Origin of the sequence: Anaerocolumna cellulosilytica, from assembly GCF_014218335.1 — a bacterium.
GTDB classification, from domain to species: domain Bacteria; phylum Bacillota; class Clostridia; order Lachnospirales; family Lachnospiraceae; genus Anaerocolumna; species Anaerocolumna cellulosilytica.
Map to the genome: position 1 here is coordinate 5166368 of NZ_AP023367.1, position 23801 is coordinate 5190168.

General features: G+C 36.6%; 21 protein-coding genes. 1 reads left to right on the forward strand and 20 read right to left on the reverse strand.

The window, feature by feature from the left end:
* Positions 1–14: 14 nt before the first annotated feature.
* The 11 genes from acsn021_RS21580 to acsn021_RS21630 form a co-directional block, all read right to left on the reverse strand.
* A complete protein-coding gene (locus acsn021_RS21580) occupies positions 15–1136 on the reverse strand; it encodes a polysaccharide pyruvyl transferase family protein (RefSeq protein ID WP_184092117.1) in 1122 nt (373 codons plus the stop codon).
* Between the two features lie 76 nt (positions 1137–1212).
* Entirely contained in the window at positions 1213–2133 is a 921-nt protein-coding gene (locus acsn021_RS21585; RefSeq protein WP_184092119.1) for a beta-1,6-N-acetylglucosaminyltransferase, read from the reverse strand.
* The gene (locus acsn021_RS21590; RefSeq protein WP_184092121.1) at positions 2102–3358 is read right to left on the reverse strand and encodes an O-antigen ligase family protein; all 1257 of its coding nucleotides are present in this window, start codon (positions 3356–3358) and stop codon (positions 2102–2104) included. The genes acsn021_RS21585 and acsn021_RS21590 overlap by 32 nt, the downstream gene beginning before the upstream one ends.
* Positions 3355–4350 carry a glycosyltransferase family 2 protein gene (locus acsn021_RS21595; RefSeq protein WP_184092123.1) on the reverse strand — a complete coding sequence of 332 codons (996 nt, stop codon included), beginning with the start codon at positions 4348–4350 and terminating at the stop codon, positions 3355–3357. Before acsn021_RS21595 ends, acsn021_RS21590 begins: the two co-directional genes overlap by 4 nt.
* Positions 4337–5482 carry a glycosyltransferase family 1 protein gene (locus acsn021_RS21600; protein ID WP_184092125.1) on the reverse strand — a complete coding sequence of 382 codons (1146 nt, stop codon included), beginning with the start codon at positions 5480–5482 and terminating at the stop codon, positions 4337–4339. The genes acsn021_RS21595 and acsn021_RS21600 overlap by 14 nt, the downstream gene beginning before the upstream one ends.
* 53 nt (positions 5483–5535) lie before the next feature.
* Positions 5536–6036: a glycosyltransferase gene (locus acsn021_RS21605; RefSeq protein ID WP_184092127.1), complete on the reverse strand. Its 501-nt coding sequence runs from the start codon at positions 6034–6036 to the stop codon at positions 5536–5538.
* Between the two features lie 38 nt (positions 6037–6074).
* Positions 6075–6524 carry a PssD/Cps14F family polysaccharide biosynthesis glycosyltransferase gene (gene pssD / locus acsn021_RS21610; RefSeq protein ID WP_184092129.1) on the reverse strand — a complete coding sequence of 150 codons (450 nt, stop codon included), beginning with the start codon at positions 6522–6524 and terminating at the stop codon, positions 6075–6077.
* A 3-nt stretch (positions 6525–6527) separates the two neighbouring features.
* Positions 6528–7943 (reverse strand): sugar transferase, encoded by a 1416-nt coding sequence (locus acsn021_RS21615; protein ID WP_184092131.1) that lies wholly within the window; start codon positions 7941–7943, stop codon positions 6528–6530.
* A gap of 16 nt (positions 7944–7959) precedes the next feature.
* Positions 7960–8151, reverse strand: coding sequence for a hypothetical protein (locus acsn021_RS21620; protein WP_184092133.1), 192 nt, complete (start codon positions 8149–8151; stop codon positions 7960–7962).
* 75 nt (positions 8152–8226) lie between these two features.
* Entirely contained in the window at positions 8227–8880 is a 654-nt protein-coding gene (locus acsn021_RS21625; protein ID WP_184092135.1) for a CpsD/CapB family tyrosine-protein kinase, read from the reverse strand.
* 4 nt (positions 8881–8884) lie between these two features.
* The gene (locus acsn021_RS21630; protein ID WP_184092137.1) at positions 8885–9652 is read right to left on the reverse strand and encodes a YveK family protein; all 768 of its coding nucleotides are present in this window, start codon (positions 9650–9652) and stop codon (positions 8885–8887) included.
* Between the two features lie 519 nt (positions 9653–10171).
* Here acsn021_RS21630 and acsn021_RS21635 point away from each other — a divergent pair.
* Positions 10172–11656: a helix-turn-helix transcriptional regulator gene (locus acsn021_RS21635; RefSeq protein ID WP_184092139.1), complete on the forward strand. Its 1485-nt coding sequence runs from the start codon at positions 10172–10174 to the stop codon at positions 11654–11656.
* 174 nt (positions 11657–11830) lie between these two features.
* On the opposite strand, the gene gdhA is transcribed toward acsn021_RS21635, so the two are convergent.
* From gdhA to acsn021_RS21680, 9 genes are all read right to left on the reverse strand, one after another.
* Positions 11831–13165 (reverse strand): NADP-specific glutamate dehydrogenase, encoded by a 1335-nt coding sequence (gene gdhA / locus acsn021_RS21640; RefSeq protein WP_184092141.1) that lies wholly within the window; start codon positions 13163–13165, stop codon positions 11831–11833.
* A 640-nt stretch (positions 13166–13805) separates the two neighbouring features.
* Complete coding sequence (locus acsn021_RS21645; protein WP_184092142.1) at positions 13806–14189, reverse strand: hypothetical protein; 384 nt, start codon at positions 14187–14189, stop codon at positions 13806–13808.
* 279 nt (positions 14190–14468) lie between these two features.
* Positions 14469–17387 (reverse strand): leucine-rich repeat protein, encoded by a 2919-nt coding sequence (locus acsn021_RS21650; RefSeq protein WP_184092143.1) that lies wholly within the window; start codon positions 17385–17387, stop codon positions 14469–14471.
* Between the two features lie 220 nt (positions 17388–17607).
* On the reverse strand, positions 17608–18327 hold the full coding sequence (locus acsn021_RS21655; RefSeq protein ID WP_184092144.1) for a PdaC/SigV domain-containing protein: 720 nt from the start codon (positions 18325–18327) through the stop codon (positions 17608–17610).
* Positions 18328–18574: 247 nt separating this feature from the next.
* Positions 18575–18859 (reverse strand): 30S ribosomal protein S18, encoded by a 285-nt coding sequence (gene rpsR / locus acsn021_RS21660; protein WP_184092145.1) that lies wholly within the window; start codon positions 18857–18859, stop codon positions 18575–18577.
* Between the two features lie 55 nt (positions 18860–18914).
* Positions 18915–19352 carry a single-stranded DNA-binding protein gene (locus acsn021_RS21665; RefSeq protein WP_184092146.1) on the reverse strand — a complete coding sequence of 146 codons (438 nt, stop codon included), beginning with the start codon at positions 19350–19352 and terminating at the stop codon, positions 18915–18917.
* 20 nt (positions 19353–19372) lie between these two features.
* Positions 19373–19660: a 30S ribosomal protein S6 gene (gene rpsF, locus acsn021_RS21670; RefSeq protein WP_184092147.1), complete on the reverse strand. Its 288-nt coding sequence runs from the start codon at positions 19658–19660 to the stop codon at positions 19373–19375.
* A 188-nt stretch (positions 19661–19848) separates the two neighbouring features.
* Positions 19849–23016 carry an ABC transporter permease gene (locus acsn021_RS21675; RefSeq protein ID WP_184092149.1) on the reverse strand — a complete coding sequence of 1056 codons (3168 nt, stop codon included), beginning with the start codon at positions 23014–23016 and terminating at the stop codon, positions 19849–19851.
* Complete coding sequence (locus tag acsn021_RS21680) at positions 23013–23729, reverse strand: ABC transporter ATP-binding protein (RefSeq protein ID WP_184092151.1); 717 nt, start codon at positions 23727–23729, stop codon at positions 23013–23015. Before acsn021_RS21680 ends, acsn021_RS21675 begins: the two co-directional genes overlap by 4 nt.
* Positions 23730–23801: the final 72 nt, after the last annotated feature.

Genomic DNA, 23801 nt, shown 5'->3' on the forward strand with positions numbered 1-23801 from the left:
TGCATTCTAGTTTCTTATTTTTTCCGGAGCGATTCCTGTAAAAAATTTATAGATTTAGTCTGCATCCTTTTTAATTGCTGGTCTGCATAGGTGAATGTAATCCCAGACATCACATCCTTTATTAAAAGTTCGTCACCAGTAACCATTCGCTCCTTTAGACCAAACATGTTTAAAATGGTTATAGCCCTGTCATCATTGGCATTATGCATTGAACTGTCAATAAACCAGAACTTCTTATGGTTTATAATCGAAAAAGCGGTTCCATGAAAGGAGGTTGTCAAAACCAATTGGGCTTCTGCAATCATTTTTAAAAATACTAGGGGACCGCTTTTTTTTGTTAGGCGAAAGCCAAAACGAGCCCCTTTCTTAACCCAGGACTTGGCATCAATTATATAAACCGGCATATTCAATTGCTTTGAAATAGCCCGAACCACCCGGTTTACCTCTTCGGAATAGCGGAAGGCATAGTAAAAAATGTACTTTCCCTTAACAGCGGTCTCCTTTGCTGCCATTTTGGCGTATTCATTGCTGCCTAGCAACATTGTTGGGTCAAGGAGTACAGGTACTGTCTGTCCGGTCATTTCATAAATCCATTTTGCTCCATTATCTTCACGAATAGACATATAGTCAAAGTCTTTTAAATATTTAATATATGTTTCCGGCTCTTTTTCTTCCTCTGTAAGATAAGTTGCTCCAAAGCTTGGAGCATACGCAATCTTTAATTTATCAGAGACAAAGTTCAGATAATAAGCATCATCTCCGTCGGGACAGGTTGTGTTCCACACCTGGTCACTTCCTGTTATGTAAGCATCATAATCTCCCGGGTTGTCCATAAGCTGAAGGTTATCTGTATATCGTGTCTTTCCCAGTACCAGCCACTTACGCAAAAAGGATTTGTAATCCTCATAGTGGCATTTAAAGCGTGGATAGAACAGTAAGGTGACCATGTTTAAGGCAATATCCTTTAAACTTCGCGGTTTGCGAAATAACGCGTACATATGCTGTTGTTCATTGTTTGAAAAATTAATAATCTCATTCTTATATCCCATGCGTTCCAGCGTTTTTTGTAAGGCATAGCTTTGCAGCATGGAACCGCAATTATTCGATTCATGAAATGTAATGATACCTATTTTCATATAGCTCCTTTCGTTAAATATAAATTGTAGAGGATTGTTAAATAGTAGGTCTAGAGGCGGAAGTAGGCAAAAGCAATTATCTAACTATAGACCGTCTATTCTCTGTTCGAATATGAGAAATCCATCGCTGTGTAAAGTCTTTCTGCTTATCCATACTGAACTTTCTTCCAAACAAAGAAGACGTATTAAGTAAACGACCCCAGTCTTCCTCCCTGAGTACCTTGGGGCTTTTTCTATTCTCCTCATTCCAAATAATAAGCCTTTTGCAGGCATTGTAATTATTAGAAAAAACTTTGTCGTACAATTGATGAATGAAAGGAGAATTAACACACAGGGTCTGTATAAATATTTCATCACCACACAAGCTTTTCTTTAGCATTACCATTACCTTCTTTTCTTCTCTCAGTACGTAATCTGCAAACTCCTTTGTGATACTGCACCAATTACAGCCCTTTTGGATGGTTTCATAATAAAGTTTTCTTTTTAGACCCAATACGGTTTGAATTTTTACCAGAAAATCATCTGTTAAAAATAATACTTTTGTAACTGTCTTGTACCTGGTACACTTTAGATATTTGCCAAACGGATGGCGATACATCACACGGTTTAATGCCTCTTTTCCGGCGACCGGACTATCAAAATGTATGAACTGCTTCCCTGCATGCTTTCTAAAAAATGTATGTATATCTAAATTAGATTTTAAGGGTAGGTCTGCCCCTGACAAAAAGTGATAATAATCATACTCACCTGCAAAAGCACTTCGAAGTAATAAGTACTGACACTCCACCTGGGACGCATCACCCCAGTTAACAGAAATTTCACTTAAGACTTTTATCTTTGAACGCTTAGCACACTTCTTAAGTTCATTTTCATTCCAAGTCTTAAATTTTTTGTCCATATGAATATATAAATCATTATTCCTGTTATCTAACAGGCTTATCAATGCTTTTAAAACCTCTAATTCATTATGGGCTATGATTAAGAAGGCGTGTTTCATAAGCAGTCTCTCCTTTAAATAGTTGTGCATTGCCACTCAATAAAAGCGGGATCGTTAACACATAAAAGGTCTGAATAAGAGATGGTGAAGTTAATACAAAGAATGCACTTACTTCAAAAACGGGATATACCAAAAATGCTATAATACTGCCAACGGCCCAGTCAAAAACAGGACGGCTTATCTTACTTAACTTATTCCAAATCAAATAGAGGTTTCTTCCTATCACAACAACAACGACTGCACTTAAAATAATGCCCCCTGATAGTAGATATGTAATATACATGCTGTGAAATCCCACTCCGGCACCAACCGTATCTTCTGCTAACACCACTCTGTCAATTCCCATCCCTCTTCCAAACCATAAAGTAATCGTATCCAGTAAATCAAAAGCTACCTGCCATAAAGTATCCCGTCCCGTTAAACCAGAGCTTTCCCGTATCATATATTTATCTGCAAAATCAGTTACCAAAGGAACAAAGAGATAAAGTACAAAGCACAAAAGTACTAAAAAGATAAGGGCTATGACTGCCTTTTTATGAATCTTCCATTCACACAACATATATCCAAAGATATATGCCAAGAATGCAACATAGCAGGTTCTTGAAAAGGTAAAAGCCAAATTAACTGTTAAAAATAGAATTAATAGCCTTAGTTTTCCTTTCTTTTTTACCTGATGCATGAAATACCAGGTTGCAATAATTCCTCCTAATAAAATAACACCAAATTGGTTACGGTGTCCCCAGATAGAGCGATAGGAATTGGACATGTTAAAATTACTATTGCCCCGAAACGAAAATGCTTCTCCATTTAACTGAAAAACAACAGCATATATAGCACTAAAAAGTGCCACAGCAATGATAATCTTTAGTAATTGCTCCATTTCTTTTTTTGTTATAATTACTTTTCTGGGAAATATAACAAAAATAAAATAGGAAAAAATCCATATGATTGCCCGTTCTATATTATTATTGGGATAACTAGTAGTATAGCTGTATGCATAACCCATGCATTGCCCAAGCACAAAAGCAGTAAGACAAAAAAAATCAACTCTATTCAGATATAATCGATTCGTATTGATACAATACAATACAAAAATAGCAGCAATTAAAAGATAACCCATCAACGTAAGATAAGAACTATACTGTCCCCACAAGATATCCAGAATATCTCTAAAATAAGTAAAGCAAAGTAGTATCAGATATATTTTACTTTTCTTAAACTTCAAGTTGTTCTCCTGCCCATGTATTTTATATACAGGCTTGCCAAGAAGTAGCCAAAATCATACTTATAATGATACGCATATAACAGAAATTTTTCTAAAAACTTCCTTTCCTTTATATCTTCTGAAACCAGTTTATTCTTTTTGAGGTTTATATTTTCATGTTTCCAGGTACGATAAATCGTGTCCTGGATATCCGTTTTTTCATACTTATTTCTTACTACATAATAAAGAAACATTTTGTAATACCTATATTCAAAATAAGTCTTATACTCTTTATAATCTATCCGATTAAGAGTTTGCCTTACATCCTCCATTGCCTGAAGAATTTCTAAGTGTTTTTTTGTAGGTTTTCTGGAAACACCGCTTTCATTATTAAAGTAATAATACAGCACCTCTGGTATAGATAGTATTACGGGATTATATTCTGCAAACCTGATATTTGCTGCCAAATCATCACCCATTGTTATCCTGGGAATGGTTTCATACGCTGCCCTTATTAAAAAGTCCTTTTTATAACATCTGTTCCAAAAATATGGAGTAAGTGATTCGGATAATATGGCTTTAATATAACTCTCCCTGTTATACTCTCCGGTTCTGTGCTTCTGGTTTACTCTAAATTCCCCTTTGGAGTTAAAGACAGAAAAATTGTAAATTACTATATCCTGCTTAAAATCCCGGGTGTAATTTGATACGTTTTCTACCAGCCGGTTATGAACCCAATCGTCTCCATCTACGAAGACAATATACTTTCCCTGTGCCTTTTGAACCCCGTGTATACGTGCACTGTTGGCACCCTGGTTCGACTGACCATAGTAACTTAATTTATCATATCTTTGTACCAGATTGGCAACGATGACCTTTGTCTTATCGGTTGAACCATCGTCAATGAAGATTACTTCATAATCGGAATAACTTTGGTTAAGTAGTGAATACAGGCATTTCTCTATGTATTGTTCCACATTAAATCCAATTACTACAAAACTAATTTCTACCATAGCCACATCCTTCCATTGGCACAGCATTGCTGTCTCTGCATTGTAAATAAAATTCTGCCAGTCTTTCAGCCTCACAAGCAATATCATACTCATGCTCACGAGTTAAACTAACTACTGAGTCTGCATAAAGCTGCCGCTTTTTCGTATCAATTTCCAATATATTCTTTGCCCACCTTGTATAAGTGCAATTTAACGGTAGGAGCCTTACTAAATCTGTGTAAACACATTCTCTGCTTACAACCTCTGATATGATACATGGCAAAGCTGCAATCTGCCATTCCACCACAACCAGTGGCAGCCCTTCATACAAAGACGGCAGTAACATAACATCCATCGCTTGTAAGATTTCATGTACATTATCAATTACACCCAGAAACACTACCCGGTCTTTAAGACCCAGCGTATGTACAAGCATTTTTATGAATTCTTCCTTAGGTCCAAACCCCGCTAAAAATAACTTTGCATCCTTTCTTTCCTTATAAACCTCGTAAAACACATGAATTAAAAACTCATGATTCTTTTGCTCATTAAAATTACCAATATGACCAATTGCAAGTGTCGTTTTATCAAGACCCAACATTTTTCTGACTTCTTCCCGTTTATAAGGATGAAAGCGGTATTTCATAATATCCCGTCCATTTTTCATTACTGTAAAGTCTTTTTTGCCATAAAGCCATTCTCCGGCCTTTTGCCCACAGGCAAATGCATGTGTATAGGTTCTGTTAAATACGGGTCTTAAGACTTTATCCGCTTTCTTATAATCACAGGTAGTGTTATGAGAATGGGCAATTCTTATTTTACATCCGCATAATTTGGCTATCATAAGCTCAATAGCCAGGGTTGCACTGTTCCCATGAACATGCAATATATCATACTGTTGTATTTGAAATAGCTTTATTAGACCTTTCACATATTTAAAAAGTTCATCTTTTCTAGAGGGCAGATAATATATGGTAATTCCAAGTTCTTCAAAGGCTTCCACTAAGGAAATGCTGTACGCTCCAATTGACAGGACATCGATTGCAAAAGGTTCTAAATCCATTGCCGAATAATAATCATATATTACTGCTGAAATCCCATTTGTTGTAAGCCCTGCCGTATTTACTGCTAAAACTTTTATCTTTTGCCTCACCTGACGCCATCCTCCGTTTAATGAAAAACTTTTTATCCCGGACTTTATATACATTACATCTCAATTATCTCTTCAACTAATTCTTCTAGCTTATTACAAAATACTGTATTATTACTTTTCATATCAGCCGCAATCCTTTCAATAAGGGTATCATATGTAAGAATAACCTCTTCTAATGTTTCTATCGCATAGACAGGTAAGATTGTCCCTCTTCTTCTGCTCAGCATTTTAGCAAAATCCACCTGATGATTATTAACATGCTCACCAAAGCCAACCTGTCTGGGAACTACAATTGGAATTTTCCCCATTTGCAGTGGCATAAAGAAACTGGCCGGTCCACCATGCGTGATAACAATACGAGCATTTTCTACATTTTTCTGCATTTCCTCATAGGTAAAAAGCTTGCTCCAATGACAGGCTTTTGGTTCATACGTACTAAAGCCTGTCTGTATGATTATATTTTCCTTAATTACATTGTCCGCTTTTAATGTATCTACAAACTTAATAAGCCTGTTAAAAGGCTGCTCATGTGTCCCTACTGTTACAAATATCATTCTTATTCTCTCTTTTCTTCAAAACAACCTGTGTAAGATTAAAAAATGCTGCCCAAATTAATTGCTTTTGGGTACACTGTCTTTTGTTCCTCCCACTGTACAATGAACTTATCTGTAATTGGATATACAAGTTTACCGGTCAAAGTGGACTTATCAATCCGATCAAAGACCTCGATATAAATTAATTTAGCTCCCAAAAGCTTACCTATATAAAAAAAGGGGACTGCCACGGCTGCACCGGAAGAAATGATAACATCCGGTTTCTCATTCTTTAGAACTTTGGCAGCTACAAATGTGTTCTTAATAAGATTTTTAATATTGCGATTACTTGGGAAGTAACATGAATACATCTTTTCTTCTCCCAGCAGACTTCTGGCATCCTCTTTATCAAAGGTTACCCAGAAGCGTTCTTTGTCTGCCCAGAAACGTTTTAGCATATACAGATGCATAAGATGTCCGCCGCTTGACCCAACAAAACATACTTTCATCTTCTACCGTCCTCCTTTTTTAAGCACTACAACACAAATCGTCTTTAAAATCAACTTAATATCAAGTCCAATGCTCCAGTTGTCAATATACTCCAAGTCCAATTTAACAACTTCCTCAAAATCCTGTATATCACTTCTGCCGCTGACCTGCCAAAGCCCGGTAAGGCCAGGCCGTAAACTAAGCCTCCTTTTATGCCTTACTTCATATTTTTCGAATTCATCTAGCGTAGGAGGTCTTGTCCCAACCAGACTCATATCACCCTTTAACACATTTAAAAACTGAGGGAATTCATCCAGACTTGTTTTCCGTATAAATTTGCCCACTTTTGTAATACGGGGATCATCCTTCATCTTAAACATAAAACCCTGTATATCATTTTTATCCAGTAGGTCTTTTTTCATTTCTTCTGCATTTTCATACATGGAACGAAATTTATAGATTTTAAATTTTCTTCCGTTTCTGCCCACCCTAACCTGTGAAAAGAAAACCGGGCCCTTAGAATCTAATTTTATAATGGGTGCTAAAAGCAGGGTAATTATAGCTGTAGCCACAACTCCAATTATTCCTCCGGCAAAGTCTAAGACCCGCTTTAAAAGTTCCTGTCTGGCATCAAATATTCCGGTTGAAAAGGTGATTACCTGATATCCTGCAAAATTCTCCAGATACTTATTCTTAAAATGAAACATAGGATTTATTTCAATACCTATATGTACTACGACTCCCATTTTCTCAAATTCATAGATGGCCTCATTCAGATTAAAATTGCATTGTTGCGGAAGACTAATAAATACTTCATCAAGCACATTCAGTCTGGCTATCTCCATTAGATTACTTTTGCTCCCAAGCACTGTAATGCCCTCTATACACTCTCCCACCATATCTTTATCAATGATTGCCATATCACTGATTAGAATTGCCCACTCACGTTCAGCTCTGATTCTGTGAATTACATCCTCTGCCCGGTCTGATGTAGTAATTAGCAGTACCTTATTACTAGATGTACTTCTTTTATAACAAGCAAACATAAATACTTTTAAGTAACTGCGCAAAACATAGGTGATGAGATAATTTAAGAGAAAGAATATTACTACAAATAGTCTAGAATAACTCTCTCCCTGTTTTGTAAGATACAGATATGTAACAAGAATTGCCATCAGCTTAACCTGTTCCTTTACTATGGCAAAGCCCTCCTCTGTGAATCCCCGTTTAAATACCTGTTTCCTATTCATTCCTGTTGCATAACTCACCATGTGGCTTAACAACATAATAAATACTGTACTGACATACAAGCTCGTTAAATCATTAGTACCAATCCGGTTATATTGAACCGCAACCGACAGTATGAATGAACCTATTATACTGACTATATCCACTACTATGATAAGCTTCTCGCCTACTTTGCTTTTTCTGTTTCCCATATTTTATCCAACCTTTTTATGTACGCTGCCTTAACAGCTCTGTGTCTTTTTTACTCTCATACAGATTGTACCTCTTTGACAGCCGTCTGCACACTGCGAGTGCCAGAATTAAACAGAATACAATTAAAAATAAAAAGATAAGATTTATGTTAAACACATAAAATTGCTTTGCTGCTATCGTCTCTAAAGCTTTAACTCCCTGTTTCATATAACTCCTCTTCTGCATAACCATGCTTTGATTATTTAATTACCTGTGTATAGATAGCTTTTTACTTTATCAGCCTTATTTTAAAAGAAATCTTTTCCTCCCCAACTGAGCTTTATAAAGAACCACACCTAATATTCTGCATTTGGAGGCTTCAAGCTGTTCCTTTGCCTCTTTTGCAAATCGTCGGTTTATGGCATTACTTTCAATTACTATGACAACTCCGTCAGATACCCCGGCAACTATGGCGCTATCAATATACACACCTACAGGGGGCGTATTAATAAAGATGTAGTCATAACTATTTCTAAGTCTCCCAATCATCTCTTCAAATTTTTGCTGTCCTAAAAGCTCTGTTGTATCCGTTTCCTTTGTTCCTGCTAAGATAAGGTCTACATCCTCAACATCCGAAGGGATTATTACATCCCCTATACCGCACTGATTTGTGAGGTAGTGTGTAAGCCCTTTCTTTCCTTCTTTATTCTGTTGTGGTTTATGCAAGGCAGATTCTCTCAGGTCTGCATCAATGAGAAGGAGTCTCTTTCCAGTTTTGACAAAAGACTCTGCCAGTTTAAATGATACATTTGTATTTTCTTTATTCGGAGTACAACTAGTAAATGTAATAACCTGAATGTCGTCTCCCAAAAACTGAATATTGCTTCTTAAAGTCTTATAAGCTTCCTTTGCCCAGTAATCCGGCTCTAATCCATTTTTTGATGCGATTCTGTTCATGTACTTATTCTTTGCCTCTCTGCTTATCTTTACTAGCTTTTTTCTGTTTTTCTTTTCTATTATCAGCTCGTTGTTGTCTTACTCTGCTGTATTCTACTGGAATTACTCCAATGGTATTAAGCTCTAGATACCTTTTTACATCCCGGGAACTCTTAATGGTATCATCCAGCAAATACAACAGGATTATACCGGCAGCTGACAAAGCTCCCCCTAAAAAGGCTCCTATTATTGTATTTTTCCGTACGTTAGGCCCGGATGGATAGGCCTGCATGTATCCTTCCTCTACAATAGCAGGTACAGAGGTTTCCATAATATTAGCTATACGAATTGAAGACACCTTTGCGAATTCATCCACAATTCTTTTTGCCAGATAGGGGTCTGGGTACCTGGCGGTAATCTCTAATATGCGTGTATCACTTGGATTATTAATGGTTATGCTTTGCAGCATCTCTTCATAAGGCATAGTAAGATTTAGATTCTCTATCACCTGACTTACCACCGGCCTGCTCTTTACCAATACCATGTAGTCCTGGGTCAATTGGGTTCCCAATTGCAGGTCCTCCAGATTTAAACCAGTTAGAGAGGTGGATTTATTAAGTATATATAGTTTTGTAGTAGAATTATAAACAGGCGTTAATAAATAGCTGCTGATAAACCACGCTCCTGCTGCTGCAAGAGAAGCAGAAAGGAGAATAATCCATGCACGCACTTTTAGCAAGTGATACAGTTCTTTTAAATCAATTTCAATTTCATCATTACTATTCGGTTCCATGGGTACTCCTTGTATCAATTTCAGATATCCTTGTAGCTGTCCAGACTTTTACATCTTTTTTTAGAAATTAAAAATGTACACCAAATAGGGTATAATATTAAAACCCATTTAGTATACTCTCCTTATTTGCAAATCAACATATGGGGTCTTTCCTAGTTAAATATCTTTGCCATGCTATAGAGTAATTATAAGCAAATTTTTACATACATCAAGGTGTGACAAGAAATGTGACAAAATATTTCCATTTTTTTATTTTTTACATTTAATTTCCATATAAGTTTTGGATTTTTTGAAAAGGAATGTAAAAAATTATAAGATATTGCTGTCATATATCAAAATTTATGTTTGGGTTTATGCATTGGAGTACAATATTTTTCTTGACACTGATAATTTAAACATTATAATACAAGTTAATAGTACTAATTTACTATTTCCTTACCTAATAGTAGATTGGCGGGGTCTTCTCCTCTTCTTTATATGTCATGCTTAAATAAAACATTTGTAGGAGGAGTTTTAAATATGAGTCACCTTTCTGGGGCCCTGAAAGCCCATATTGGTAAGCTTAATATAACCATTCAGTCGTTATCAAAATCCAGCGGTGTGGAGCGTAGTTTTCTCCATCATATCCTTACCGGTAAGAGAATACCCGCCAACAAGGATATACTGGAGAATATTATAAAAGCATTAGCCCTTACACCCGCACAGTCAGAGGAGTTACGGCAGTTATATTCTATTGATCGCCTGGGAAGCGATGTGTACAGGCGAATATTATCTGTTAAAAATATTATTGAAAACTTTAAGGATGTTTCATCACCTCCCATTAAATCGGTGTATCAACATAATTTTAGCTGTTTTTCACAATCCACTGCCTTTTCCGGCTCTCAAAATGTTAATACTGTTTTAAAGGCCGTCCTGGAAAATGAGGCGACCAAAGAGAATGGTTACATTAAGATGATTATACAGCCCGATTACCGGTTTTTATTGGAGCTTTTACAGACGCTTGGAAGCTGTAATACAGTCTTAAAGATTGAGCATATATTCTGCTTTAGCAAAGATTTTCGCGAAAACAATGAGAATACATATAATCTGAAATGCTTGGAGACCGTGATACCTCTTCTTTTCTCCTGCCGCCATTATAATGCACATATTTATTACGGTGAGATAAATACCTCCTATCAAAATATCTGCGTTTTCCCCTATATGGTGCTGACCTCGGATAAAGTGGTTGGACTATCCCCTGATTACAGCCAGGCGACTTTGTTTTTGGACCATAAGTTTCATTCTATATATATGCAAACCTATCAAAATCTTCTTAGTTGTTGTTTTCCCCTGACTGAAAAGATTTTAAACCCACTGGATGTTTTCACCAGATATTCTAACCCAGTCATGAACCCAGAGGAATTAAGTAATATTAATGTAACCCATTCCCTTTATTCACAGCCTTGCTTTATGTACTTTGCTACACAGGAACTCCTCAATAAGTATATCTCTGAAATTCCTTTTAAAAGAGAAATTATAGGCTTTATTCTTAGGCAGAGGAGCAATTATATAGAAAAACTTGCAGTCGACTTTGAATACTGCTCCTATTTTACAAAGGCGGGGCTTGATTTCTTCTGGAAGACCGGTCGCATTGTTGAGCTTCCCGATGCATTTTATACACCCTTAGATAAAAAAGATTGTCTTAAACTGATTAAGCTGCTTTATGAAAACATAAAAACCACCTCTTATCGAGCACATATTATAAACACGGACAAGTTCCATGTATCAGGTAATATTGTGGTATCTGCTCTTGAAGGTTCCTATATTGTCTTTATTTACACTCACCTCTTAAGCGGAGATAAGTATCATCTGGTTTTCGACGAACCAAGTATTTCTTCATCTTTTTCCAGCTTTCTAACATACTTAAAGGACAGCACTCTGGTATATACGGAACAAAAAACACTAGAAATTCTAAATGAGAGAATCATTGAGTATGAAAAAGAATTGACAGAACAGACTCTGTAAAAAATTATAAAAATAACCCTTTTGCCACATCTATCCCGGCTATAAGCCCCTGCTATTATAATGTGGTTAAAAGGGTTATTTTTTGTATTAGATTGTGAAAGAATAGGTAATTTAGGTAACTGTCTTCTGACTATGGTTTCGAAATTTACTATAGAAAACAGAAGAGATTACTGATTACCAGATTCCCTGTGCCATCATAGCATCTGCAACTTTTAGAAAGCCTGCAATATTTGCGCCTAATACATAATTTCCTTCTGCATTGTATTCCTTAGCTGCTTCAGACATATTCTTAAATATATTAACCATTATCTGCTTTAACTTTTTATCCACTTCTTCAAAAGGCCAGCTAAGTCTTTCACTGTTCTGGGACATTTCAAGTGCGGATGTTGCAACACCGCCTGCATTGGCGGCCTTTCCAGGTGCGAATAATACCTTATTATTTAAGAAAAATTGTGTCGCTTCCAGAGTTGTAGGCATATTTGCACCCTCTGCCACTGCAATACATCCATTTTCTACTAAAACTTTTGCATCTTCTAAATGTAATTCGTTTTGAGTTGCACAAGGAAGCGCAACATCGCATTTTACACTCCATACACCACGGCCTTCTTTATACTCAGCTTGTGGTCTATATTTTAGGTATTCCGTTAATCTCTCACGTTTTACTTCTTTTATTTCTTTCAGTGCAGCTACATCAATGCCTTCCGGGTCATAAATCCAACCGTTGGAATCACTTACTGTCACTACTGTTGCACCAAGCTGTTCTGCTTTCATGGCTGCATATATAGCTACATTACCGGAACCAGAAATTGCAACTCTTTTCCCTTTAATTGAATGTCCGTTCGCTTTTAACATTTCGTCGGTTAAATACAATAATCCATAACCGGTTGCTTCTGTTCTGACAAGAGAGCCGCCATACGTTAAGCCTTTTCCGGTAAGTACACCTTCATAAGTTCCTTTTATCTTTTTGTATTGCCCATACAAATAACCAATTTCTCTGGCACCTGTTCCGATATCCCCAGCAGGTACATCCGTATCGGCACCAATATATTTATATAATTCCGTCATAAAACTCTTACAAAAAGCCAGTACTTCACGATCTGATTTTCCTTTAGGATCAAAGTCAGAGCCACCCTTTGCACCACCGATTGGAAGACCAGTCAGAGAGTTTTTAAATGTTTGTTCAAAACCGAGGAATTTAATGATTCCTGTATTAACGGAAGGATGCAGTCTTAATCCGCCTTTATATGGGCCTATGGCATTATTAAACTGTACACGGTAACCAATATTTACTTGTACCTGTCCTTTATCATCCACCCAGGGAATCTTAAATTTAATCTGACGGTCAGGTTCTACCAATCGTTCTAATAATGCTTCTCTACGGTACTTTTCTTCATTGGCTTCAACAACTGGACGAAGTGACTCCAACACCTCTTTTACTGCTTGATGAAATTCGCTTTCGGAAGGATTTTTACGAATTACCATGTCAAGTATTTCGTTAATATAATCCATACTTTTGCCCCTTTTTCGCCGCTTCTTTGCGGTATAGCCACTAAATAAAGTTGAATGATTAAATCTGTGGCACCTTTCTTTCTATTTTCATTCAACCAAAAGCCTGGCGCATCTATTTAACAGATACTATATATTTATTCAGCACGAAATGTATAAATATTTTATTTGAAAACTACAATTACAAACTGCTTTATACCTTTTACTTTCGTGTAAATAAAAAAGGGTAACACAAAGATACCGTTACCCTTTCGGCCTTGCTCTTACATAATTATAAATTATTATGTAATTATTTTCAATATATTATCTTTATAAAATTAAGTTTAGGGTCAAAAAAGTTTATTTTTTTAAGTTATAGTACTGTTAATACTATTTTTTCGTTTAAGAATTTTATATAATTAACTTTATTTTATATTGGTGTAGTATTTAAAACAGATATTATTTGTCATAAGATTCACAAAGAAGTCCAGTCTAATTAATTTGTCCATTTTTATTAACTTTTATCCGGTCAAAGGCTTGCATCATATTCGGTCTATGAGCATTCATAGGAATCATCTCCTCTGTCTGTTTATACAGAAGGCTACGTCGGTAACAAAAACCGCTGCATAATTTAGTTATGCAGCGGTTCATATTATTCATATATTTATTTTTCACTCTTTTCGAAATACAGAGTCATTCCATCTTGCGAAATTGTCAGCTTGTTATCTTCAAGAGTACCAGTGATACTTTCACCCTCTGAGGTAATCGTAACTTCGTTATCCTTTTCAGTAAACGTACCATCAGCAGACTCTCCTGCAAATGTAACAGTAGCAACTCCACCTTGTTTGAAATCAAATTTAAATTCTTCCATTCCTAGCGCTGCCATCTGATCTGCTGTAACTTCAATTCCTGATGCTTCTTCTTTTCCACCGGAAAGATTCCAGGTAGTTCCGTCTAATTTGGATGCAGTACCTTTTGAACCACATGCAACTAAAGCGAAACTTAATACGATTAAAATTGATAGTAAACTTAAAACTCTTTTTTTCATTTTCTAACTCTCCTTTGTGTATTATTAACCCTATTTAGCAACGTTCATTATACCAGATTTATCCACTAATGTAAATAGAACAAATTTACTATTTTTTCGACATTGGGCATTGGTAATTATTATACTAACAAACACAACTACCTCTCTGTCTGCTCCGTCATAAATCCCCAACGAAATCCAAATTTATCAATAAAACCGCTGCCAACTTAGTGTAGCGCCCGCAATTGGTTCAGTTAACTGGAGGACGATATACATGGTTAGCAACGGCTTATATAGTTTTTACATTTTTATAGTAAATGTCTTGGAGAATTTACTATACACCTTTTTATTACCTACCATTTTATAAGCTCTGACTTTATAATAGTAGGTCTTTCCTTTCGTTAAACCATAATTGATATAATGATAGGAGGTAGTATCCTTCACCCTTTTATAAGGCGAATTTTTAGAAGAAGTTCTGTATATTTCATAACCAAATGCACCATTAACTTTGCTCCAGGTAAAGTTAATCTTGCCGGCACCCGTCTTAGCCAGTTTAACGTTGGAAGGAGCAGACGGTATTGGCTTTACATTAACTACAGCAGAAAAGCTGCCGTATACCTTTTTGTTTCCTTTATACCGGTATGCCCTTACTTTATAATAATAAGGTGTTCCCGTAATAAGACCAGTATTCGTATAAGCTTTTGCTGTGGTCACCTTTACTTTTTTGTAAGTGCCGCTTTTTGAAAGTGCCTGATATACTTCATAACCGGAAGCACCACTTACCGCCTTCCAGGAAATCTTAGCCTTATTATGCCCTGAAGACACTGCCTTTACAGTTGTTGGTACAGACAGTTTAACAGTTACCGTACTTACTGCCTTTTTATCACCAGCCACAGTTGCAGTAATAGTTGCCTTTCCGGTTCCTACTGGTGTTACTTTCCCTTTTACATCCACTGTTGCTACAGATTTATCACTGCTTGCCCAGGTCACCGTCTTATCATCAGCAGGATTTGCCGGATTGTAAGCTACGGTTAATGTGCTACTTACCCCTATATTTAAGGTAAGGCTTTTCTTGCTTATTGCTATGCTTTTTATATCCGTACTGACAGTAACTACACAGGTTGCAGATAAGGAACCACTTGTGGCAGTAATTATAGTTCTTCCCCGCCCTTTAGCTGTAATGGTCCCTTTAGAATACGTGGCAACCGTTTCATCGGAAGAAGTAATTATAATATCATCGGTTGTTTCGATTGGTTTAATTGCAAGTGGTACAGCCCTCGATTGTCCTGCTATTAATGATACCGAATTCTGTGCAAATAATAATGATTTGATAGGTGCTAGTATCCTTATCGGTATACTATGTGTAAAGCTGCCGACAACTGCCGTTACTTTTGTATTTCCCGGTTTAACTGCCGTTATAACGCCATGTTCTATAGAAGCAATGGTGGAATCCTCTATGCTCCAGGAAATAGTTTTGTCATCCGTTGTATCCATTGGATCATAAGATATCGCAATTTTTTTCTTTTCCCCCTGATTTAACGTCACTTCGTTATAGTCAGAATAAATTTCTTTTAATGGATTACGAACCGTAATTTTGCATTCTACGGAACCGGTTGCCGATACAGCAGTTATGGTTGCTGTGCCGGAATTTTTAGCATAAATACGTCCATTATCCACAATGATCACTGAATTATCTGAACTTGTCCACTTTATGGCTCGGTTTGTAGTCTCTGCCGGTGTAAAATTTACAGAGAGTCTTGCTGAATCACCTTTTATCATATCCTGCCGGCTGCTTGGGAATTGAATGGAGGTTGGATTAACAACCGCACCACCTACAATAATCTTGCAGGTCTCTAAATAATTTCCCATAGCGGCGGTAATAACCGCTTCCCCGGCTGCTAACCCCCTTATAATACCGTCGGCATCAACTGATACAACCTGTGGATCAGAACTGCTCCAGACAACTTTACTATTTATCTCCGAACTATTAGCAGGATAATAGATGGGTTCCAGACGTAATGAATCATGTATGTTTATGTTCTTAACCACTTCCGGAAAGAACATCTCTTTCAACGGAATCTTGATAATCTGATAATATTCCGGATGGTTTTTCCTAAAATGAGTTTCTGCAAATGAATTCTTATATACCAGCACACCCGTGTAAGGAAAATCACCTTTTCCTATGCTTATTACAGATTCAGGTATTCTAAGAGGTCTTAAGCTTTCGCAGTTTGAAAAGGTAAAATCGCCTATGCTGGTTACACTTTCTGGTATGTTTACATTTATTAAACTGTTACAGCCGTAAAATGCAAAGTCGCCTATACTGGTAACCTTATTCTGAATTCTTATTTTAGTTAGATTACTGCATAGCAAGAAGGTTCTATTCTCTATTTTGGTTACTTTATAGGGTATTTTAATGCTGGTTAAACTAGCGCAATTATAAAATGCATACTCTCCAATGGATGTAATCTCATCAGACAAATGAACATTCTTTAAGCGACTGCAATTGTAAAAAGCTTTGCTGCCGATACTAGTAATGCTTTCAGGCAAGGAAACCCATGTTAATTTGATACAGTCCTGAAACAAGCCATTTTCGATGGTAGTAATTCCTTCCGGTATGTTTACATATGTCAGACTGCTGCACCCTGAGAATGCTCCACTGCCTATTTTTTTAAGACTGTTTGGCAGGTTTATCCCTGTAAGCTTACTGCAATCAGTGAAGGCATAGTTACCAATGTAGGACACCTTATCGGGTAAATATATACTTACCAAGTTGCTGCAGCCCGAAAACGTACTGTTTTCTATGGCTGTAACCCCGTCGGGTATATTGATACTAACTAAACTACTACAGTCTCTAAAAGCATCTGCACCAATAAATACTATCTTATCCGGAAGCTTTATACTAGTTAGCCCTTGCGCTTCTACAAAGGCATCTCCACCAATACGAGTCACGTTATAAGTCATTTTTTGATTAGTTACTGTAGAGGGGATAACTACATCCCCAGTTAATTTCTGATTCACTCCGTCCCAGTATATTACCTCTGCTGTTCCGTTCCCTGTTTCTGTTGGCTCGCGCAGGACTTTATAGCTTATTGTTTGATTATCATAGGTATAAGTAAAAATACTGCCGACATAAGCGTCTGCTGATGCACTCTTTATTATTGCTAACAGACCTGCCAATAGAAATATTCCAAAAATTCGTTTCCCTTTTATGCTCACAAGTCATTTCTCCTTTATCTCCTCCAATATCAACTTTTCATTCTGTCTACATTAAGTTGTATCGTTATAAGGTTTACATAATTTGTTTACATAAAATATTGTATCATGTGTAAGAATAATTTCAATCTGTAATAAATGTCAAAAAAAAGCCACTGCACAACTTAGGTCATACAATGGCTATATTTCAAACTAGAATAAATTAAAGTTGAACTCCTAGAATTTATTTAAACTTACTCTTTATTGAGAAAATGTCCCATCTGTTCATTCCTAGTTCATAACTTTCAAAACAGATATATACTTTATTTTTACTTAAATAAAATTTATAGTCTTTTAGTTTATACGATTTAATAATATCATAAGCCTTCTGGTCCAAAACACCGTCAGTCGTAAGATACTTTTTACCACTAGCTACTATTTTATTTTTAATGGATTTCGCATCACCCGAAACTACGTCTTTTAATCCTAATTTATTACCAGTTTTTATATCATAAGTGAATCCGTAGTCACTCTGTTCATAAATGCCACCAGCGTACCAGGAGTTCTTCATATGTAAGCTGATTATGGAATTGTTATTATAAGTTACCTTACAAGTGGTCTTATAATAATATGTATCATCTATATTTTTAAAAGCATTATTATCTATGGATATATCTGTGTAATCCTTTAGACTCTGCGCAGTCTCCGACTGCATATATGCTTCACTTTCCGCTTTTAATGTATCGTTTATTTTCTTTATTTCACTTGATGAACCTTTAATTTCCGGGTATTGAAAAGATACTACCCCTCTAACTATTCCTTCTTTATCTTTATACGTTACTTTATCTTTTTTCATAGTATATTCTACTTTTGTCTCTGATGCTAAAACTTTCGGATTTGCTACTATAGTTATTGTGAACAATACTATAATACAGGTAATAAGTTTAAATCTATTTTTATTCATAATAAAACCCTTTCCTTTTATATATTTGGTTTAATATTTTAAAAATTTTAATAAACTATCCTAATCAATTTTCTAAGCAAAAACCGCTATACAACCTAAGTCATATAACGGCTTTATCATCTCTTATTCAAAATGTGTACAAATCGTATACTACGACCTCTTACATTCTCTAAACCTTTATTTTACTGGTCTTAATTCTAATGTGTTAGGTGTTCACTGATATGCTAAGGCATATCACTCCAAAACATTAATCTAAAGTGTAAGGCATTAAAGCGATGTGTCTTGCTCTCTTAACAGCTACTGTAAGAGCTCTCTGATGTTTTGCACAGTTTCCTGTGATTCTTCTAGGAAGAATTTTACCTCTTTCAGATACATATCTCTTTAATTTGTTCACGTCTTTATAATCAATTTCAGTATGGTTTTTGTCTGCGCAAAATACACAAACTTTCTTTCTTCTACGAGTGGTTCTTCTCTTCATTGGAGAATCGCCTTTATCACTTCTATCGTTTCTGTCATTTTTATTAAATGCCATAACTGACCTCCTTATCCGATAAATATATTTTTATTTCATATATTATTCTTAATGCTTAATTGAATGGAAGTTCTTCATCTAAACCGTCCGGTATATTCATAAAACCGTCACCAGCAGCCTGGCTTGGAGCCGGCCTTGATGTCTGTTGGTAGCCTGAATCACCGCCGCTTGCTGCTTTACTTTCAGCAAATTCCTGTTCTTCCACTACTACATCGGTTGTATATACTTTAACTCCATCCTTGTTGGTATAGCTACCAGTCTGGATACGTCCGGTAACAGCAATTTTAGTCCCTTGTTTTAAGTATTTTTCCGCAAATTCAGCAGCCTTACCAAATGATACACAGTTGATAAAATCTGCATCCGGTTCTCCGGGTCTTTTAAATCTGCGGTCAACTGCCAATGAGTATCTAGCAATTGCCATAGAATTCTCACCTTGAGAATATCTGACTTCCGGGTCTCTTGTTAAGCGACCCATTAAAATGACTTTGTTCATACTAAAGAAAACCTCCTTTATTATGCGTCCCGTCTAATGCATAAGAATCTGATTACATTTTCCATTATGCGAATACGATCTTCAACTTCGCCTGGGCATGTTGAATCAGCATCGAATCGGATGAAATAATAGAAACCTTCTTTCATTTTCTGAACTTCGTAAGCTAATCTCTTCTTACCCCATTCATCAACATTAGTAACTGTACCGCCGAATCTTGCAATAAGCTCTTTTACAGCTTCTACAGTTGTTGTTCTGGCTTCATCCTCGATTTTTGCATTTACAACTAAGGCTAATTCATATTGATTCATAGTTGTCTGCACCTCCTTTTGGTCTCTGGCCCTTTATCCCAGCTGCCGAGTGGCTTGCCGATAAACCATTCCGTTTATGTGTAAAGAGCAAGGAAATTTTTGTATAACATATCACAAGTAAGTATTATAACATATAATTTTCAGCTTGGCAACCTTCATTTTCTCATTTTTCTAGAGTGCAGTGCCGTTTATCTTCCAAGACTTCTGATATTTTCTACCGGATAAAGTTTTGTAATTCTACCTGCCGGTACAAACTGAATAAATACAGTTATTATTAAGTACAACAGACATATCACTCCATGGAGAAGCCAGGGATACTTCCATAAGCTCTCAGCTTTTATGGTATAAAGCAGTCCTTTAAAGTCCATGGAAGACAAATCGACCTTCCATATTGTCATAATGAATAGAATCAAAAACAGTAACAGGTTTGAGACAATAATTGCAATGATTCCCTGCAAAAAACCCTCTGTAAGATACTGCTTCACAAACTGGCTTCGTGTAATACCCATGGACTGCAAGATACCTATCCGGTTCTTTTCCTGTTCTATTTTTGATACAAGGGTATTATAAAGCACTATAAACCCAATCGCCGCCGAGGTAAATCCCAGCAAAGCAATTACCAAAGCATTATTAAACGCTTCCTTCCACAATTGCTCATTGCTCTCCCTGTAGTTATAAAGAGTAAACCCGCGATTGTTTGCATACGATAGAAGAGTCGCATCTAAGACCTCTGGATTCTCGACCTTTCCTGTTTCAATCTTCCATAAAGTCCTGCCATAGCTGTTAGGATATAGAGCTGCTACCATTTCCTTCATCTGCTCAATAGATAAACGGAATAAGCCAAGTCTTGATTTTGCATACAGAGTTTCCATCCCTGTAACAGACCCTATCACAGTATAACTATTCACATTACCGGAAAATGGCCAGATGCCTTCTTCCATAAAATAATATAGTATTCCCCCAACCGTTACCTTTTTACTGGTCTGACTGACAACTATAGTCTCTCCCACTACTTTTTCTTCATCAGCGGATAGATATAAGATATCCCCCGGTTTTAAGGTATCCTGAAATTGGTAAGTGTCCTTGTAACGCTTGTCAAAAGAAGTCCGCAGGCCTGCTCCTTTTTCAAGTACCAGCTGCATCCGCTGCTCCAAAGTCACTGCCGTTGTAATCTCACTGTAAGACAGCTTTCTTTTTTGAATGGTACTGTCTTTTTTTATTAAAGGCATCAATACAATGACTTCATCGCCTTTTTCAAAGCTTTCCTGATTAACTTCTCCCTCTTGTACCGAATTAATTATGTGTTTATACAGTTCACTATCATTGTTAACCGCATAATATTCAGAATAAATTGCATTACTAATATATTCCTCTTCCTCTTTTAATTCCGGGTCTGCACTGCTAAAATACTCTCCCTGCAAAGAGTTAGGAAGCACATTTTTAAATATATTAAGCAGCTCATTCTCTTTCATACCTTCATGCCATACATACAGCTTTCTGCCATACTTAAATACATCTGTATTTACTACACCGTCAATCTCTTTTAGTTCTTCATTAATCTCTTTGATATACTTTTGGGATTCACCATAAATAGCCTCCATAGTATAAGACGGTCTGTTAACGGACTCTACCGTTGTATTATAAGTAGAGAATGAATAAGATGCCAGAAAAACAGAAATAAGCATTATACTGATAATAAAAGTAGCAACTCCAAACGAAAGCATATTCTTTCCCATATTCATTCTAAAATACTGAAAGCTTATATACCGAAAACTCTGGTAATGCACTTTAGGACTGCCTTTTCCCTTATGCTTTATCTTCTTATGTTTAGGCGGCTTAGACATAGTGCCTACCAAGGGAACCTTAACTGCCGCTATTGTAGGAATCATCATTCCAATAAACAATGCCGCTGTACCGGCTGCCATGCCAAATAGGAGCAGAGGATAGTTTATATAAAAGTGTATTGCATTTCCTCCAAACCGATTCATAGCTGTAATGGCTGTTCCCGTAATAATAAAGCCTGCTGTTACTCCAAATAATATGCCGGCCCTTAGCAGATATAATCCTTCAAAAAGTATCATAATCAGTATTTGCTGCTTTGTAGCACCAATGGATTTAAGTAATACTATTTTACGAATTCTCCTCTTCACCTGTGTCAGGAATATTTGAAACACCGCACAAATGGTTGTTACAAATATAATACCTAGTATGGTAAGGGTAAGGGCATATTCCGTTGAGCCGCTGTTAGGCGGAAAGCTGAATGTATTTCTTCTATAATTAGAGGTAGCAGGCTTTTCTCCCTCTGTAACACCGGCTGTTTCCTCCTCTTGGCTCTCATAAAACGCTAGTAATTGATTTATTTCATCCATAGAAAGTTTATTTCCATAGGTCAGAAAGATAGAGGCTGCGTTTTTTGTTATATTAACTTCTTTTTTAGGCATATCCGGATATGCAGCTACTAACTTCTCATAAATAGTACCTTCAAGAGATTCGGATTGTAGAAATATATTATAAGGCATCTTAAATTCTGAGAGCTTGGCAATACCATTATTATAAAAGGCCTTAAGAAGCTGCTCTCCTGCTTCCTTGCTCACAAACGCATTTGGTGCAGGCTGCTCTCCTAAGTCCCATTTGTCCGTATAGGTATTTAGTATTCCACTTATCGTAAATTCCTTTTGCAGTATCACTTCCTGATATTGAAGCATGCCCTTGGTTCTTATGGTCTCCGGGTCAGAGACTTCACCCATAGGATAATAGTAGTAATAATCATTGGACACTACTACCATAATATCGCCCACTTTTATGGAGGGAGTATCATGATATCTATTACCGGAACTGGCTCTTCCCTGCTCTGCATATTCCTGGCTTAATGCTACCATTTGCTCTGTCAAATCCTCATCTACTGTTACATTTACAATGGATACACTTATTTTTTGGCCTACCTCAAGCTCTAAGCCTGAGTGACTTAATTGGTTTAACTCTACTGCAATTTCATTCTCATTTTCCGGAAAATGTCCTTTATATAAGGTAAAGCGTCCCATATCCTGCAACTTCTCATCATAAGTCCCAAGCACACCGACCTTATCCGAGGTTCCAAGAATGATACTTGAACTTACTGTATCTACCTCCGGCTCTTGACTTAATTTTTCAAGGATTTCTTCTGTTCCCCCTAAATATGCGGCATGCCATGCACCATATAGGGTTTTTCGCTGTTCTGACTTTGTCTTATCTGTACTTCCCTGAAATAAAATAGCAGCCGTAACAAATGCAAAGGTTAAGGTTATTACGACCTTTAGTAATAAAGTATCTTTTTTCCTACCTTTCATTCCACTTCTGGCTATTTCTCTTAAATTCATTGTACACCGCCTTCTTTTGCCTCTGCCTCTTTTCTGTTTTCTACTACGGAGGTGATATGACCATCAGCTATGGTGATAATACGGTCGGCGTTTTTTGCAATCTCCATATCATGTGTTACCATTATAATCGTCTGTCCAAACTTCTCTGATGAGGTTTTCAAAAGCGTAAGTACTTCTTTTCCGGTTTTTTCATCCAGATTTCCGGTTGGTTCATCGGCAAGCAAAATAGCCGGTTTGGAGGCCAGGGCTCTTGCGATGGCAACTCTTTGACGCTCTCCTCCTGATAACTCATCCGGATAAAAGTTAAGCTTTCCTTTAATTCCGAGGGCTTCTATTACTGCACCAAAGTATTCCTGATCTATCTCTTTCCCATCCAAATGAATGGGCATTAATATATTTTCTAATACTGTATGTTCCGGAAGGAGGTTGAATGCCTGAAATACAAAACCAATTCTTCTGCGTCTTAAAATTGCCAGCTCCTTGTCTCTTAAGTCAAACATACTGGCTCCTTCCAAATATACTTTTCCGCCGGAAGGCTTATCAAGTCCTCCCAAGATATGCAAAAGTGTAGATTTACCGGAACCGCTCTTACCTATAATTGCATGAAAGGTTCCCTTCCAGATTTCTAAGCTAGAAGATTTTAATGCATGTACTGATAATTCTTTTTTTCCATAAACTTTTTCAATTCCTTCTGCTCTTAAAACAACTTCCATACTTTCACCCTTTTTCTATTACATTTTCTTACAATAGTACATTTACCACAACAATGTTTCTTATGCTATTTG